At 41.2% G+C, this 16,837-nt stretch carries 11 protein-coding genes; 5 read left to right on the top strand and 6 right to left on the bottom strand.

The genetic code is table 11. From position 1 onward, the window contains the following. The coding region (locus A3775_RS06565) for a DNA polymerase III subunit gamma/tau (protein WP_066424293.1) at positions 1–1,289 on the bottom strand (1,289 nt) is incomplete at its 3' end. 286 nt (positions 1,290–1,575) lie between these two features. Between A3775_RS06565 and A3775_RS06560 the strand changes: the two genes are divergently transcribed. Together A3775_RS06560 and A3775_RS06555 are read left to right on the top strand one after the other, a co-directional pair. Continuing rightward, positions 1,576–2,250 (top strand): hypothetical protein, encoded by a 675-nt coding sequence (locus tag A3775_RS06560; RefSeq protein ID WP_082803687.1) that lies wholly within the window; start codon positions 1,576–1,578, stop codon positions 2,248–2,250. 312 nt (positions 2,251–2,562) lie between these two features. After that, positions 2,563–6,303 carry a CHAT domain-containing protein gene (locus A3775_RS06555; protein WP_066424292.1) on the top strand — a complete coding sequence of 1,247 codons (3,741 nt, stop codon included), beginning with the start codon at positions 2,563–2,565 and terminating at the stop codon, positions 6,301–6,303. Here A3775_RS06555 and A3775_RS06550 read toward each other — a convergent pair whose 3' ends face one another. From A3775_RS06550 to A3775_RS06540, 3 genes are all read right to left on the bottom strand, one after another. After that, entirely contained in the window at positions 6,304–6,969 is a 666-nt protein-coding gene (locus A3775_RS06550) for a PEP-CTERM sorting domain-containing protein (protein ID WP_066424289.1), read from the bottom strand. It lies immediately after the preceding gene. Between the two features lie 589 nt (positions 6,970–7,558). Beyond that, positions 7,559–7,885 (bottom strand): hypothetical protein, encoded by a 327-nt coding sequence (locus A3775_RS06545; protein ID WP_066376683.1) that lies wholly within the window; start codon positions 7,883–7,885, stop codon positions 7,559–7,561. Between the two features lie 199 nt (positions 7,886–8,084). After that, the gene (locus A3775_RS06540) at positions 8,085–8,486 is read right to left on the bottom strand and encodes a fasciclin domain-containing protein (protein ID WP_066376681.1); all 402 of its coding nucleotides are present in this window, start codon (positions 8,484–8,486) and stop codon (positions 8,085–8,087) included. 298 nt (positions 8,487–8,784) lie between these two features. Between A3775_RS06540 and A3775_RS06535 the strand changes: the two genes are divergently transcribed. From A3775_RS06535 to A3775_RS06525, 3 genes are all read left to right on the top strand, one after another. Beyond that, a complete protein-coding gene (locus A3775_RS06535) occupies positions 8,785–9,735 on the top strand; it encodes a putative 2-dehydropantoate 2-reductase (protein ID WP_066424288.1) in 951 nt (316 codons plus the stop codon). Positions 9,736–9,868: 133 nt separating this feature from the next. Beyond that, the gene (locus tag A3775_RS06530) at positions 9,869–12,904 is read left to right on the top strand and encodes a valine--tRNA ligase (protein ID WP_066424287.1); all 3,036 of its coding nucleotides are present in this window, start codon (positions 9,869–9,871) and stop codon (positions 12,902–12,904) included. Between the two features lie 89 nt (positions 12,905–12,993). Next, positions 12,994–13,437, top strand: a complete 444-nt coding sequence (locus tag A3775_RS06525) for a hypothetical protein (RefSeq protein ID WP_066376676.1) — start codon at positions 12,994–12,996, stop codon at positions 13,435–13,437. A 6-nt stretch (positions 13,438–13,443) separates the two neighbouring features. On the opposite strand, the gene A3775_RS06520 is transcribed toward A3775_RS06525, so the two are convergent. Together A3775_RS06520 and A3775_RS06515 are read right to left on the bottom strand one after the other, a co-directional pair. After that, positions 13,444–14,241, bottom strand: a complete 798-nt coding sequence (locus A3775_RS06520; protein ID WP_066376674.1) for a phytanoyl-CoA dioxygenase family protein — start codon at positions 14,239–14,241, stop codon at positions 13,444–13,446. Between the two features lie 503 nt (positions 14,242–14,744). Next, entirely contained in the window at positions 14,745–16,742 is a 1,998-nt protein-coding gene (locus A3775_RS06515) for an AarF/ABC1/UbiB kinase family protein (protein WP_231866957.1), read from the bottom strand. Between the last annotated feature and the right edge of the window lie 95 nt (positions 16,743–16,837).

Below are 16,837 nucleotides of genomic sequence, written 5' to 3'. Positions count from 1 at the left end.
GAGGGAGATGGGGGAGATGGGGGAGGTGGGGAAGATGAGGAAGGTGGGGGAGATGGGGGAGATGAGGAAGATGGGGGAGGTGGGGAAGATGAGGAAGGTGGGGGGGCTACTTTTGGCGATGATAATGGTGGCGGTGAGGAGGGGCGATAGTTACTTGGTGATACTACAGGTAAGACACCTGTAGCGGGGGGCTGAATATTGGCACTAGGTAATAATCCCAGTAATGTCACCTCTAACCATAAGCGCGGCTGGGTTGTGTTTTTCAGTTGTAATTCTGCTTGTTGTAAGTTTTTTTGTCCCAACAAAATGGTACTCATAGACAAAGACTGGGCGCACTCAACGAGTTCTGTCCAGGTTTGCTGGGTACAAGCTACTAAATTGTGGCGATTGGGTGCGGTTTTGGCAATCAGTAAATCACGGTAGAAGGCGGCGAGATTTTGGAGAATGGTTAATGGTTCTCGACCACGATCTAAAATTTGACGGGTGGAGTCTAAGACGGCTTCTGGGTGATCTTGGGCGATCGCCTGCAATAATGTTAGTAAGTCTCTTTCGCTGACAGAACCGACTAAATCCCAAACTTTATCCGGGGTAACTTCCCCAGATAACAATGCTAATTGATCAAGTAAACTTTCCGCGTCTCGCAATCCACCTTGAGATAACTGGGCGACTAGGGTGATGGCTGCTGGTGAAATCTGAATATTTTCTTGAGCGGCGATCGCACTTAAATGCTGTATCATCGCCTCTATCTCAATGCGTCTAAAATCAAACCTTTGACAACGAGAAATAATTGTCGGTAATACCCTTTGTGGGTCGGTTGTCGCCAACACAAAAACTACATGTTTAGGTGGTTCTTCTAGGGTTTTAAGTAGCGCATTGAACGCTGCACTACTGAGCATGTGGCATTCATCAATGACATACACCTTATAGCGACACTGCACGGGTGCAAATTGGGCTTTTTCAATCAACTCGCGGATATTATCAACACCAGTGTTACTGGCAGCATCAATTTCAATTACATCTAAGGAGTAGCCTTTAGTGATTCCTTGACACACATCACAAACGCCACAGGGTTCAGCCGTGGGTTTGTCACTTTTGAGACAATTGAGCGATTTAGCCAGAATTCGCGCACTAGAAGTTTTTCCTGTACCTCTAGGGCCAGTGAACAAATAAGCAGGTGCAATTTTAGCTGTCAGAATAGCATTAGTGAGAGTGGTAGCGATCGCCTCTTGCCCCACCAGTTCAGCAAAACTCTTTGGGCGATACTTGTGGTGCAGGGGTTCGTAAGACATGGATAGAAAATTTCAATACCCTTCAAAATCTATTAATCAGTTGTGCTGGAATTACTTACAAGCCATCATTAGTTTTTGTCAGCCAAGAGTCTGAACATTTTGAATTTTGAATGGGGTTAAACCATTTTAAACTTTGCCACTATCTGCTCGAAGGTCACATACCCTAGAAGAAACAACAACACACCTACATACATTATTTTATTGACAGGAGTCAAACCACAGTACAGTGGGATGCTAAAAACACCCAATGTAGATGTCGCTACAATCTTAGGGGAAACAATAGTAAATGGTACAGCAAATGCTCAAGCGGCTAGTCCAGTGGCTTAAAAGTCTTTTTCAAGGCTTGTTTGGGAGAAAATCAACTCCTGTAAAAGTTGGTAACAACGTGCAGCAACAACCAGCACCTCCCCTTACCGACACAGATTTAGAATTTCTGTTCACCGAACTTTTAGAAGGAGTTCATCAGGCACGTGGACAAACTTGGGCTGTACAATGGCTAGCAAAGATTGAGCATCGTATTCCCACAGAACGCTGGATAGACTGGTTAAAACGTTTTGGTGAACGATTAGTAGCATCACCCTCACCTAATAATGAGTTAGCTGCTCGATTAGTACAACTGGGTGAGTTGGACATCGGGGAAGTAGGAAATGTTGCCTATGATATCGGTATGCAGGTGTTAACACGCAATCAAGGTCAACCCATCTGGGAATATGACGGGCCTGATGCTGATAGTACAAATATATCATCAACAGAAACCTTTTCTGCACCAGAAGCACCTCAAGAGGGAGAATATCAAACAGTCACCCTAGATCAGTTGTTTATCATGTTGCAGCAAGATGAAACCTTACGTCAGCAGATTGCCCAACAGCTAGCCCTGGAAACTGATGATCCACAAGTGATTATCCAAACATTAATTAATCAATATCATGCTGCTAGTCAATCAACAACCGATTCCGTATAAATTGATGTGGAAGGGATTGGGGATTGGTGAATGGGGACTCTTCAGAAGCAGGGGAGCAGGGGAGATTTTTACCCAAAAATTCTGAAATTTAAGAATTTTGTAGGCGCAAGCCTAGCCCCCATGCCCCATGATAAATAATGATTGACTCAAGTCTATTGCCTATTGGCTATTGACTGTTGTATATTTTTGCTAATCTAACTACGTAAAATATGGATAATTTCAGTTGATTTCACGGAAATCATGAAAAATCATGATTTGTTTAACACAACGATCGCTACAATCTAGGGTAAGTAAAATCCAAAAGTATAGCAGATGCTCACGCGGCTATTGCAGTGGCTTAAAACTATAGAAAAACAAACCTTTGGTAGTAAACAGACTGGTTCTGTTGAGGCTACAAATGGAAACCAGGCGGCAGAAGTGCCACCTGAACTGTCTAATGCGGATTTGGAACTTTTATTTACCCAACTACTGGAAGGTGTCTACCAAGGGCGAGGACAGCAATGGGCAATTAAGTATCTGCAACGCATGGAAGACCGCATCAGCGTTGAGCGTTGGATAGATTGGCTATTAGTCTTTGGCGAAAAGTTACTCATGTCACCTGCTCCTCATCATCAGTTAGCAACACAGATGGTGCAGTTAGGTGAATTGAATATTGGCAAGGTGGGTGAACTCGCCTACGACATCGGTATTCAGTTGTTAAACCGCGATGCGGAGCCATTCCCAGAAGTCGATGAGGCAGGAGAAACTTATAATATTACAGTCACCGCTACAGACAATACTAGATTAGATACCTCTGGATTAGACACCCCTGGACAAGAATTAATCCGCAACTTCGGCGAACTATTATGGGAATCTGACGAGTCACCAACTACAATCAACCCAGAAATCCCAACTAGCCCGATTGCAGACAGCAGTACGGAAAGCTTACCTGTACAAAATCGGGAAGTACAGGATGAGGTAATTGAATTTTCAGCCCCGATTGCACCAGTCATCGACAGCAGTACGGAAAGCTTACCTGTACAAAATAGAGAAGAACAAAGGGAAGAAGTCGTAACCACAGAAGCACTCAGACTGATACCAACGCAAGAAGATGTAATTAACCAGTTGAGTGAATTGGGATTTGATGCTCAAAGAGCAAGATTAGGGAGCTTAATAGTATCAGCAGCTAATTCACAGTCAGATGTAGCCAATACTCTAGATGAATTATTGGTACGATTGGAGCAGAGTGCTAGTTTAGTGCAGCAGTTAGCAAGTAATCTGTCAGTACCGAGCAATCATCTGTCATCGATTGCTGCCACATCATCGAATGTCTTTACAGCCCAAGCATGGTTTTATCAAGGGTTACAGCAAGCTAAAGCTGGGGATTTAGCAGGGGCGATCGCATCCTATAATCAAGCTATCCAACTCAACCCCAACGCCGCAGAATATTGGTTCAATCGTGGTTTAACTTTATTTCACTTAGAATATTTGACAGAGGCAATCACCTCCTATGACCAAGCCATTGCACTCAAACCCGATTACTATAAAGCTTGGTACAATCGGGGGGGAACTCTGGGACAATTAGGTATGTTTGAAGAAGCGATCGCCTCTTTTAATCAAGCGATCGTCATTCATCCCGATTACCCAGAAGTATGGTCTAGTAAGGGTTGGGCTGAGTTAAAATTAGGACAAATTACCACCGCGATCGCTAGTTTTGACCAAGCTCTACAATTAGAACCCGAAGATGCCGAAAATTGGTATTATCGCGGTATCGCCCTCGGTGTCGATGAACAGCATGCACAAGCCATAGCATCCTACGATAAAGCCTTGGAAATTAATCCAGATTTCCACGAAGCTTGGATTGACCGGGGAGTAGTATTATTTAATTTACAACAATGGTCAGCAGCGATCGCTTCTTGGGATAACGCCCTCACCAGTCAACCGGATATTTATCTAGCTTGGTATAATCGCGGTATAGCCTTAGAAAACTTAGGTCAAAGAGAAGAAGCGATCGCCTCTTATCAACAAGCTATAGTTATTAAGTCAGATTTCCACTTAGCTTGGTATAACCAAGCGGTAGCCTTATTTTATTTAAAACGCTATTGGGAAGCGATCGTTTCTTATGACAACGCCTTAGAAATCAAACTCGACTATTGGGAAGCTTGGATTGGCAGAGGCACAGCATTAGGCTATATTGAGAGCGATCGTTTAAATCTGACGACTACCATAGCAGTCAATCATCCTGCCTTAAACCAAGGTAGCTACATAGGCAAAATAGCTAGTTATGAAGAAGGCTTAAAACATATTCGCCCAGACACTCACCCAGAAGGTTGGGGCAGATTACATCTAGCCATTGGTAATACTTACTACGACCAAGGTAAAAAACATTATACATCTCGTAACTATTGGCGTAAAGCTGTAGTTGAGTACAATCAAGCATTATTAACTTTAACCAGTAGCGTCTTTCCTCACTTACATTTAGAGGTTTTACAATCCTTAGTTAAAGCATTATTAGGCTTAGGACAAACAGCACAAGCGCAAGATTTACAACAACGTAGCGCAAATTTATTACAACAATTACTCTCAGAATCAACTCGTTCAGAAGACAGCAAAAAACAACTAGCTCTCAAATTTGCGGGAATAGCACAAATGGCGGTTGATATTGCCGTCGAGTATGGTGATTTAGTAGAAGCTTGGGAAATAGCCGAATATAACAAAAATTCCTGTTTAAGCTGGTTATTATTTGGGAGGAATGCAGATATTTATCCCCTGAAATACTCCTCAGTTCAACAGATACTCAATCCTCAGACAGCAATTATTTACTGGCATATTAGCCCCGTCGCTCTACATACCTTTATTATTAAATACCAAGCTCCATCACCCATCTTAGTTTTCACACCAATTCAAAACATAGAAACCGACAACCCCACACCTCTGCAAGACTTACCTTTACCAGAAGCCACAAGAAGACTCATAGCATTTGAAAATTGGTTAGATAATTGGCAACAAGACTACCAAGAATATCGCCACCAAGCACAGGATCAAACTAGCAAAAGCAATCATGCTTGGCGCGTGCAAATGGAACAACGGCTGTTAGAATTAAGAAATATTCTCGAAATTGACACAATTATCCCAGAACTAGAAGATATTAGCCAATTAATTTTAGTTCCTCACCGTGATTTGCAGCGATTACCCCTGCATACTCTTTTCTATAACTCTGCTTCCCCAGCAGAACAACTCAATTTTGAGCCTCACTACATCATTACTTATCTGCCTAGCATCCAAACTGGTTTATCTATACGAACTGCAAGCAATTGGCAGTTGTCAGAGCAACCTTTATTAAGTGTTGAATATCCTACAAATACAAATTATTACACCCTGAAATTTGCCAACCTAGAATCAGAAATTGTCAGCCAAATATTTACTGATTCCCATCGCATCCAGGGAGAAACAGCAACTAAAGATAATGTGGCAGCCACCCTATTTGATTATTACTTTAATAAATACAACGTCTTTCATTTTGCTGGGCAAGGCATCAATAATTTACATGAACCTAGCCAATCAGAATTAGCATTAGCCGGGGAAGATAAACTAACATTAGGAGAGATTTGCCAAGGAAATTTAGCAAGTTACAATTTGGTGACTCTCTCCGCCTGTGACACTGCGATTACTGAACACCAGATAATTACTACAGAATATGTAAGTTTAGTCAATGGTTTTGTAGCTGGCGGTGTTCCCTATGTAGTGAGTACTCTGTGGAGTGTAGAATCATCAGCCAGTGCCTTAGTAATTATAGAGTTTTACCGACGATTACAGGTAGTGCGATCGCCCAATCTCGCCTTAAGTGAAGCCACAAAATGGCTCAGAGAATTAACCGCCTCAGAATTAACCCAATGGTACGAAGACTTACTCAATCAATTACCGCCAGAAGAACTAAAAATCAGAGCCTATGTAGCCACACATCAGTATAGAATCAGCAAAATGACACCTGATAAAAAACTATATTCTCATCCTTACTATTGGGCAGCTTTTATATTGACAGGTAAACCCAGCCACAATAATTATAATTCCTAATCACCGTTTCATCTCCACAGATGCTTTTTTACGTTTCATCCAAAAACCTAAACCCAAAACAACAACTGTACTACCCATTGTTAATGGTTCAGGAACTGGCTTACTTATATGAGTCAATGATAAATTATCTAATGCGAAATGTTGACCAACACCTATATAATCCGGTACCTGAACACCACCAAAGGAACTGAATCTTACTCGATCAACATTAAGGTAATTAAATACAAACTGTGTCGGTGATATAGAATCAACAGTTACGATTTGTGAATAGCTGAGGTTTCCCTTCGTAAAACCTTCTACCAGAATATTTAAACCATTCTTCCAAGCTGCTGTCAAATAGACACTATTGAAGTTAAACGTGTTTCCACTAATACCACTAATGGTAGCAGGTTTTGCCCAGGCATTATAAGCTATATTTCGTTGTGACACTGTGCCATTCTTGTAACCGGATGCGTATACATAATTAACAGTGTTCAGCATATAAAAATTATCCCACTTTAATCTATTGTAGCCATTGGGAATATGAGCTTCACTGTTAGTCAGATCATCAAAATTGATCACAGTAGTTGAAGCAAGTTCTACCGCTTGTACTGGTTTGATACTTGCAATACTTAAAGTCATAGCGATACCAGCACTAGCTAGACTTAACTTATTCACTAGGTTCATTTTTAATTTCCTATTTCTGGGAAAATTCGTAAAAAAACCTTAATCGTAGAAACAAAATATACTATGTCGTGTTTTTTTGGCAGAAGCAGAAAAATAGATTTAACTAAAAATTCAAAATTACCGGCTTTTTATAAATTTTATATGAAGAAAAACCTGAAAATTCTGGCATAACTATCATTTATTGACTCTCATGCCACATACATTAAACTGATATCTTGCACCATTCTCAATAACCGTAGGGTGGGCAATATCCACAACCTAAAAATAAGGGTTTGAACGAATTTCTAGCATTGCCCACCTGGATGTAATCGCAATAAAGCAATTGGTGCAAGATGTAAGTAAAATTGCAATCAAGTACATAAAAGGGTGCGTTAGCCTGAAGACATAACGCACCCTACTGGTGTGACAAGCTTAAAATGATGCACAAATATAATTCAAGATTTCTTGTGGTGCAGGCATCTTGCCTGCACGGGACAGTCAAGATGACCATCCCACAAGAGTTTCCTAATGCAATAAATTAGCTGTGTCAGTCCACTACTGTACTATCAATCAATTTTTATGGAGAAATTAGAAAATTTAAATCCCAAATTTAAAATCGTAAACTCAGAATACGGTGATGCTTCTGCAAAATAATAGCTGCAACATTTATCAGTAAGCAGGTAATTGCTAAACCTAACAAAATATAAGTAGGGAGCATCACCACACCAATGACAAACCAACTATATACGTGTAACACCATTAAAACTGCAAAAATACTTGCAAAACTGGCAGCTTGCCAAATTTGAAAAGTGGGACGACCTACCACAGCCAAAATTATTGTCAACAATGTAGCTAGTAAATTGGCTGGTACTAGAAACGCACAAATACCAACGCAGTTAGTACGAGAAAACTCAGCTAAAGTATGAAAATCGAGCATTAATCTGTAGGGATAATATTGGCATCTAAAAAACTCAATATATTTTTAAATATATCAACTTAATTCAGCATATCTCGAAAGTAAATACTTCTACAAATATTTAACATAAATTAAAGTATATAGAGCTTTAATTATGCTTGTAATAAATAAACATCATGTTAAGCAATAATCAGGTGGGTAATCCCCACCTAGAATCAAATCAACCCATCAAAATTACCGTATCGATGACGTGAATCACACCGTTATCGGCTTCGATATCTGCGGCTAAAACCGTCGCGTTTTTAACTTCAAACCCATCGGAACAATCGATTTTGATGGGTGAACCCTCAACAGATGTTACAGTCCCCAGTTTGGCTAAGTCAGCCTGTTTCAGCTTTCCAGGCACGACATGATACTTTAAAATTCTGGTTAGTTGGGGAATATTTTGGACTAAAGTTTGGATGGTTCCAGGTGGTAACTTCGCAAAAGCATCATCAGTAGGTGCAAACACAGTAAAAGGGCCTGGACTTTTTAATGTTTCTACTAAACCAGCCGCTTGCACAGCTGTCACTAGGGTTTTAAAAGCATCGTTACTAACTGCAATATCAACAATATCAGCCATTGTGTTTACCTAATTGTTGTAAAAATGGGGAATGGGGAGTGGGAGACTAGGAAGAAAGATTTTCATCGCTGTGATGAACTCTGTTCACAGTGTCTCCTGCCAAAAATTTTAAATTATTGTGAATCAATTTGAATTTTTGTTAAAAAAATATTTCTAATTATTACGATAAGTAAAGTCCAGTAGGTTGGGTTGACTTCAGGAAACCCAACACCAATCTAACAGTTGGGTTGCGCTGCGCTTAACCCAACCTACGTCTAATGCACTATACGATAATGATCAGGACATTTTGGGCAAATAAATGAGTGAACAGCATTGCAAGTATGCAATTCTTGGAACTGGTGCATTAGGAGGGTTTTACGGTGCTAAGTTGCAAAAAGTTGGTTTAGATGTTCACTTTTTGCTCAAGAGTGACTATGAACACGTTAGTCAGCATGGTTTAATCGTTGAGTCTAAAGACGGGGATTTTATCCTTCCAGAAGTGAATGCTTACAACGATGTCAACAAAATGCCAAAATGTGATGTGGTAGTAGTGGCACTAAAAACCACACAAAACCATTTGTTACCGCAGTTATTACAGCCTGTGGTTAAAGCTGGTGGTGTGGTGTTAGTATTACAGAATGGGCTAGGTATAGAAGAAGAAGTCACCCAAATTTTAGAGAAAGTTCATGTCATTGGTGGTTTGTGCTTCCTCTGTTCTAATAAAGTGGGGTTAGGACATATCCGCCATTTAGACTACGGACACATCACTTTAGGGGAATATCTCCCGGAATATTCTCAGGCTGGAATTACTCAAAGAATGCAGCAAATAGCTGAGGACTTTCAACGTGCTGGTATTGGGATGGAAATGACTGAAGACTTATTGCTAGCACGTTGGAAAAAACTGGTTTGGAATATTCCCTACAATGGGTTGTCTGTGATTCTCAATGCTACAACGGACGAATTAATGGCAGATAGCCACACCCGTACTTTAGTAGAACAGTTAATGTATGAGGTGAAAGCAGGGGCGCATAGTATGGGGCGGATAATTCCTGATAGTTTTATTCAAACCATGCTAGATTACACCGTCAAGATGACCCCTTACCGTACTAGCATGAAAATTGACTATGATGAACGTCGTCCTTTGGAAGTAGAGGCGATTATCGGGAATCCATTGAGAAAAGCGCAAGCTGTTGGGGTGGATTTAGAAAAAATTAGTTGTCTGTATCAGCAGTTAAAATTTTTGGATGCGAGAAATCAGAAGAGTCTTTAGTCATTGGTCATTGGTCATTGGTCATTAGTTTTTCTCCTCCGCTTCCTCCGCTTCTTCCCAGTCTCCAGTCCCCCCAGTCCCCCCAGGGTGTGGCAAAATTTATTAGAGTCCTTCCAAACGTAAATTTCCCAGAATGACCGCAACTATACCGAATCTTCCCAGTCTGTATGATCCTTTTTCCACTGAAGCGAAGTGGCAAAAATTCTGGGAAGATAACCAAATTTACAAAGCTGATCCTAATCATGGTGGTGAACCTTATTGTGTGGTAATTCCGCCACCAAACGTTACTGGTAGTCTGCACATGGGTCACGCTTTTGAAAGTGCGTTGATTGATGTGCTGGTGCGCTATCACCGGATGCAGGGGCGAAATACTCTATGGCTACCGGGAACTGACCACGCTAGTATCGCTGTGCATTCGATTCTGGAAAAACAACTTAAGGCTGAAAAGAAAACTCGCTATGAGTTGGGACGCGACAAGTTTCTAGAACGTGCTTGGCAGTGGAAGGCTGAGTCAGGGGGTACTATTGTTAATCAGCTGCGACGCTTGGGTGTGTCGGTAGACTGGTCACGGGAAAGATTTACCCTGGATGAAGGTTTATCTAAAGCTGTGGTGGAAGCCTTTGTTAGTCTCTACAATGAGGGGTTAATTTATCGTGGTGAATATTTAGTTAACTGGTGTCCGGCTTCTCAGTCGGCGGTGTCTGATGTGGAAGTAGAATCTAAGGAAGTTGAGGGTAATCTTTGGCATTTCCGCTATCCTCTGTCTGATGGTTCTGGTTTTGTGGAGGTGGCGACTACTCGCCCTGAAACTATGCTGGGTGATACGGCTGTGGCTGTTAATCCCAATGATGATAGATATAAAGATTTGATTGGTAAAACTCTGACTCTGCCAATTATGCAACGGGAAATTCCGATTATTGGTGATGAGTTAGTTGACCCCAGTTTCGGTACGGGTTGCGTGAAGGTGACTCCTGCCCATGACCCGAATGATTTTGAAATGGGTAAGCGTCACAATCTGCCGTTTATTAATATTCTCAATAAAGATGGGACTGTCAACGCTAACGGTGGGGAGTTTCAAGGACAAGACCGTTTTGTTGCCAGAAAGAATGTAGTGGCACGCCTGGAAGCTGATGGTGTGTTAGTTAAGGTAGAAGATTATAAGCATACCGTTCCTTATAGCGATCGCGGTAAAGTTCCGATTGAGCCTTTATTATCTACTCAGTGGTTCGTGAAAATTCGCCCAATGGCGGATAAGGCTTTAGATTTCCTCGACCAGCAAGACACCCCGGAATTTGTCCCCCAACGTTGGACTAAGGTTTACCGCGACTGGTTGGTAAGTCTCAGAGATTGGTGTATTTCTCGTCAGTTGTGGTGGGGTCATCAAATCCCCGCTTGGTATGCTGTCAGTGAAACAGGCGGACAAATCACTGATACTACCCCGTTTGTTGTTGCTAAATCTGCTGATGAAGCTTTGGAGAAAGCAACAGCACAATTTGGGGAAGATGTCAAGCTTGAACAAGACCCAGATGTATTAGATACTTGGTTTTCTTCGGGTCTATGGCCATTTTCTACTTTAGGCTGGCCGGAAAAAACCCCAGATTTAGAGACTTACTACCCGACGACTACCCTAGTTACAGGCTTTGACATCATCTTTTTCTGGGTAGCCAGAATGACAATGATGGCTGGTCATTTTACTGGGAAAATGCCGTTCCAAACTGTTTATATTCACGGTTTGGTGAGGGATGAAAATAATAAGAAGATGTCAAAGACGGCTAACAATGGGATTGACCCACTGTTGCTGATTGATAAATATGGGACTGATGCTTTACGCTACACCTTAGTTAAGGAAGTGGCGGGTGCTGGTCAAGATATTCGCTTAGAATATGACCGGAAAAAAGATGAGTCTTCATCGGTGGAAGCTTCCCGCAACTTTGCTAACAAGTTGTGGAATGCCGCTAGATTCGTGATGATGAATCTAGATGGACAGACTCCTGCACAATTGGGTGAACCAAATGCAACAGAGTTATGCGATTCTCCTGCGGAGACGCTTTGCGATCGCTGGATTCTTTCCCGCTATCATCAAGTTATCCAGCAAACCACCAACTACATCGATAACTACGGTTTAGGGGAAGCAGCTAAGGGAATCTATGAGTTCATTTGGGGTGATTTTTGCGACTGGTATATTGAATTAGTGAAATCCAGACTGCAAAAGGACGCAAACCCAGCATCACGGCGCGTAGCACAACAAACTTTAGCCCATGTTCTAGAAGGCATTTTAAAGCTACTGCATCCCTTTATGCCTCACATCACTGAGGAAATTTGGCAGACTCTCACCCAACAACCAGCCGACTCTAAACAAACTTTAGCTTTACAGCCATATCCCAAAGCAGACACAAACTTAATTAACCCAGCATTGGAAGAACAGTTTACATTGCTATTTGGTACTATCCGCACCATCCGCAATTTACGCGCCGAAGCGGAAGTTAAGCCAGGGGTAAAAGTTAAAGTTAATTTACAGTCTGAAAATCCCCAAGAACTGGAAATCCTCACGGCTGGACAATCTTACATTCAAGATTTAGCCAAGGTGGAAACTTTAAGCATTGCTGGTGAACCAGAACCACAAACAGCCACAATGCCCAAACCCCGCAGTAATTGGCGGATAATTGTTTGGTTGCTGGTCGGTTTAATCTTTTTCAGACTGGCTTTAGCGGTTGGCGAAACTCTAGATCATATTCCTGTCTTGGGTACTTTCTTTGAGTTAGTTGGTTTGGGTTACAGCGCGTGGTTTGTCGTGAATACATTATTATTTGCGGAAGCTAGACAAAAATTCTGGGCGCAGTTGTTCCCACCCAGCATTGAGGAGAGTGCAGCAACACCAGAATTACCAGCACCAGCAGCCCAACCAGAAAAAGCGATCGCAGGGGTAATTGGTACTGTACAGGTAGTGATTCCTTTAGATGGTGTGGTCGATATCGAAGCCATGCGTGCCAAGCTAGAGAAAAGCTTGAGTAAAGTAGAGGGTGAAGTTAATTCCCTGAGTGCTAGATTAAGCAATGCCAACTTTGTGGAGAAAGCAAGACCGGATGTAGTCCAGAGTGCGAGAGATGCTTTAGCCGAAGCGGAAAAACAAGCAGAAATTTTACGCGATCGCCTACGTGGTTTAGCATAGCTTTAAAGGGTAATGGGCAAAATCCTATTACCCTTGAGTTATATCTAGCAAAGGTATTTTCAACTTTGGATTGCCACGCCACAAAAACCATGCTGTATCTAGCCCAAGTAAATAAAAATGAATTCTTAGACCAGTACCAGTTACGCTTGTTAGCGCGTCAAGAAGCAGAGCATATTTGGACAATTATTCCCGAAGAGGCTTACATTTTACTGGGCAAAGGCAAAACATTGAGCGAAAAGTTGCTAGTTTTAGTCGAACTTTCGCCCACAGGTGAGATTCAGCGCCTGGAAGACGCTTGTAACTGGGTATTGTATTTAGTACAAGCTTACCTCAGCACTGGTATTACACCCGAATTTTTGCAACAAGAAGTAGAACGCGCCGAGGAGTGGCGACAATCACTAACTTTGCAACATCAAGATTTAGCCCGTCGTTCTCTAGAATTAGAAGCAAGGCGTGAACAGATTCAAGCTTTAGAAGAAAGTCTCAAACGCGAAAGGAACGGACATCACAAAGATGTGAATAGAGGCTCTTAATTTTAGTTATGAATTTAGTGGAATTATCGGAAAAATATCACAGTCGATTGGTTCACCAACTTTCAGATTTTTCAGAGACTTAAATTCTGGAATATCAATTTCTTCAATAGGTATATAAGGCCATGCCTTCGGACGCGAATAATAAACCACGTCATCACCAGCCCAATTAGTCACTATTGCACGTCTTAATGTAGAGGATGTATTGGTTACAGAATGATGAATTGTTAGAAAATGATGTACTAAACAATCTCCTGGTTCCATATTCCAAGATAATAATTCCTGAGCATGTGGCGGTGAGAACCAAGAATTATCTGAATTTTCAGTTAACTCTTGATTCCATAAATGAGACCCTTTCACATACTCTAATCTGCCATTTTCTTGAGTGACAGCATCTAAGGTCAACCAAATTTTACAGCATTTCCCACCTTGTACCGGCCAGTAAGGCTGATCATTATGCCATTCTACACGACTATCTGCTGTCGGTTTTTTGACGAAGAAACCATCACTCAAAAAGTTAAGCTTTTGCGATTTCAGGATTTGAACGGCAATATTTGCTAATGGAGATTTAAAGATTAAAGCATGGAAATCAGCATCTTTTAGCCACAGTCCATAATCATGTACGACATTACTGTTTAATCTCTTACTACCTCTAACTCCCACACTATTTAAAGTATTTCTATTCACGGCTGTTCGCAATTTCTCAATCCAGATGTCGTCTAAAACTCCTTTAAGGCAAATAACGCCATCTCGCTCAAAGTCTTGAATTTGTTGAAGACTTATTTGATGATTAATCATCTGTGGCATAATTTTTTGCTTTTTTATTCATGAATGCACTGAATATTTAACAATTGCTAGCATCATGATTTTGGATTGATCAAAGTCTTCCTTGTGAGTATATGAAAAGTATCAAGACATTTCTTAACCCTTGAGGCGTAAGAGAATATTTAAAAAGTATGATTAGTAACACCAAAATATCTCTAACCTAATGCAGTCAGGTTTTTCTTACCTACCTCTCGCTAAGAGGATGTTAAGTATGCTTATATCTTGTAACAGTTGCTTTATTGCAATTCAAGTCAGGCGATGCACAGCTAAAAATTCGCTTAAACCCTGATTTTTACCTTGTGAGCAGTGCATCGGCCTACAATTATTGGGAATGGTGCAAGATATGAATTTAGAGATATTGGAAAAGTTAAAAAATTAATTATAAAAATAAAATTTGTGTTTTGCCGTCTAGCTGAAAAAAAATGTAGCGATAATTCATGAATTATCGCTACATAATATGTAGTAAATCAAGATAAATTGGTTTTTTAGTTGACTTGATTAACTCGACTGCGATTAACTTCATCTGCTGCGAGTAATTCTCTAATCAGTTTAATTATGGCTTTCTGCACAATTTGATTAGTCACTTGTTGCCCTAAACGTTGCACTTCTGGATTGAATAAAACTTGTCCTATTTGCGGCGCAAGTTTTACAGGATCAAAGCCACGGGTTTCTCGCAGAATATTGGAGATATTTTTGATATGCTCTAATGTTTGTTGTTGCTCAACTGTTGCAGCAGGAGTTTCTTGGATAGCTGTAATACCTACTTGTTCTCTGAGTAGGTAGGTGAAGTTATGCAAAACATTTTTACTTAAAGCGTTGACACCATTGAGGAGTTCATCTACTAGCTTATCTCGAATGAAAGCACCCCGTTCAGAAGATAGAAAGTCTACGCTTTGATTGACTACCAAATTCAGGTCGTAGTCTTGATTTTTTCGCGCATTGCGTAATAAGTTTTCTAAACGATTCCAACGGAATTTACCTTCTTTAAACAGCAAATCGCGCAATGATGTTCTTAATTCTGGTGCTGGGTCGGTGAGTAAGCGTTTAGAAACGTAAGGATAAGCTTCACTGAGAACTTTGAAGTTAGGATCTATATTGATGGCTATACCTTCCAATGTCACCAGAGAACGAATGATTAAAGCGTAGTAGGGAGGTACGCGGAAAGGATACTCATACATCAAAGCTGATAAATCATCGGTGATGCTTTTGATGTTGAGTTCGGCTACACTTGCACCTTGAGCGTCAGCAAAGACTTTACCAAAAGCGGGAATGATGGGTGTTAAGTCGGTGTCTGGGGAGAGGAAATCTAGTTTAACGTAGTCTTGCGCTAAACCTTCAAAGTCACGGTTAACAACGTGAACGATCGCCTCTATTAAACCATAACGTTGCGGCGGTTTAATTTCGCTCATCATCCCAAAGTCAAGATAAGCTAGTTGACCGTCGGGTGTCGCTAACAAGTTACCTGGGTGGGGGTCAGCATGGAAAAATCCATGTTCTAACAGTTGTCTCAATGAACACTGTACACCCACTTCAATTAAATAACGTGCATCTATACCTTGGGCTTTGATTTCTGCGGCTTGGGTTAACTTTGTGCCGTTAATCCACTCCATCGTTAATACACGACGGTTAGTATATTCCCAGTAAATTTTCGGTACATAAACGTCTTTAATGTGACCGTATAACTCAAAAAAGCGTTCGGCATTTTCGCCTTCATGGATATAATCCATTTCTTCAAAAATGCGATCGCCTAATTCATCTAAAATCCCTACTAAGTCACTGCGCAACCGTTTGACTTTTCTCTGCACTAAAGCCGCCAACCGGCGCAAAATATACAAATCAATCGTAATCCGTTCCCTTAAATCAGGACGTTGAACTTTAACAGCTACTTCTTCACCAGTTTTGAGCTTACCTTTGTAAACTTGTCCTAACGAAGCCGCCGCTATAGGCTGGGGTGACAGTTCTGTGTAAATGACTTCTGGACGTTCTCCTAATTCTTCCTCAATAAACTGGTAAGCAATTTCGTTGGGAAACGGTGGTAACTGGTCTTGTAGTTTGGTGAGTTCTTCTAAATATAGAGGAGGAACTAAATCTGGTCTGGTGGATAAAGCTTGTCCAATTTTGATATAAGCCGGGCCTAGTTGCGTGAGTAATTCTCTTAACTGAATGGCTCGACGACGGTCATTTTTAACAACAATCCCTCGTTTACTATCCCACCACAACCCGAAGAAAAATGAAATAGTCGGCCTTAAAACTGCCAAAATCCTGCGGAAAACTTGCCAAGTTCTACCTTGATAATAGGCTGCTATCTCGCCAGGGTCATAACGCAATGTCTCAGGTTCAACATCTTGTGTAATCAATACCTGTGGATGTTGACTTATGACTTCAGTTGTTGTAGGAGAACGCACAATCAAGGTGTTTGTATCAACATCTAGTGCGCCTTCACTGGGCAGGGAGTTAGCGGGAAGTGTCTTATTATCAATCATGGAGAAAGCCACCGATCGGATTGAATATGTTAAGTATTGTAACAATAGGTTTAGGGATTGGGGACTGGGGATTGGGGATTGGGGATTGGGGACTG

The sequence above is a fragment of the Anabaena sp. 4-3 genome, from assembly GCF_001597745.1.
Lineage (GTDB): Bacteria > Cyanobacteriota > Cyanobacteriia > Cyanobacteriales > Nostocaceae > Trichormus.
This window is presented reverse-complemented; position numbering and strand designations above follow the sequence as displayed.

Coding starts and splice junctions, on each gene's coding strand:
- A3775_RS06545 (WP_066376683.1), bottom strand. CDS start 7,885: ATGCTCGATTTTCATACTTTAGCTGAGTTTTCTCGTACTAACTGCGTT.
- A3775_RS06535 (WP_066424288.1), top strand. CDS start 8,785: ATGAGTGAACAGCATTGCAAGTATGCAATTCTTGGAACTGGTGCATTA.
- A3775_RS06560 (WP_082803687.1), top strand. CDS start 1,576: ATGGTACAGCAAATGCTCAAGCGGCTAGTCCAGTGGCTTAAAAGTCTT.
- A3775_RS06540 (WP_066376681.1), bottom strand. CDS start 8,486: ATGGCTGATATTGTTGATATTGCAGTTAGTAACGATGCTTTTAAAACC.
- A3775_RS06550 (WP_066424289.1), bottom strand. CDS start 6,969: ATGAACCTAGTGAATAAGTTAAGTCTAGCTAGTGCTGGTATCGCTATG.
- A3775_RS06515 (WP_231866957.1), bottom strand. CDS start 16,742: ATGATTGATAATAAGACACTTCCCGCTAACTCCCTGCCCAGTGAAGGC.
- A3775_RS06525 (WP_066376676.1), top strand. CDS start 12,994: ATGCTGTATCTAGCCCAAGTAAATAAAAATGAATTCTTAGACCAGTAC.
- A3775_RS06555 (WP_066424292.1), top strand. CDS start 2,563: ATGCTCACGCGGCTATTGCAGTGGCTTAAAACTATAGAAAAACAAACC.
- A3775_RS06520 (WP_066376674.1), bottom strand. CDS start 14,241: ATGCCACAGATGATTAATCATCAAATAAGTCTTCAACAAATTCAAGAC.
- A3775_RS06530 (WP_066424287.1), top strand. CDS start 9,869: ATGACCGCAACTATACCGAATCTTCCCAGTCTGTATGATCCTTTTTCC.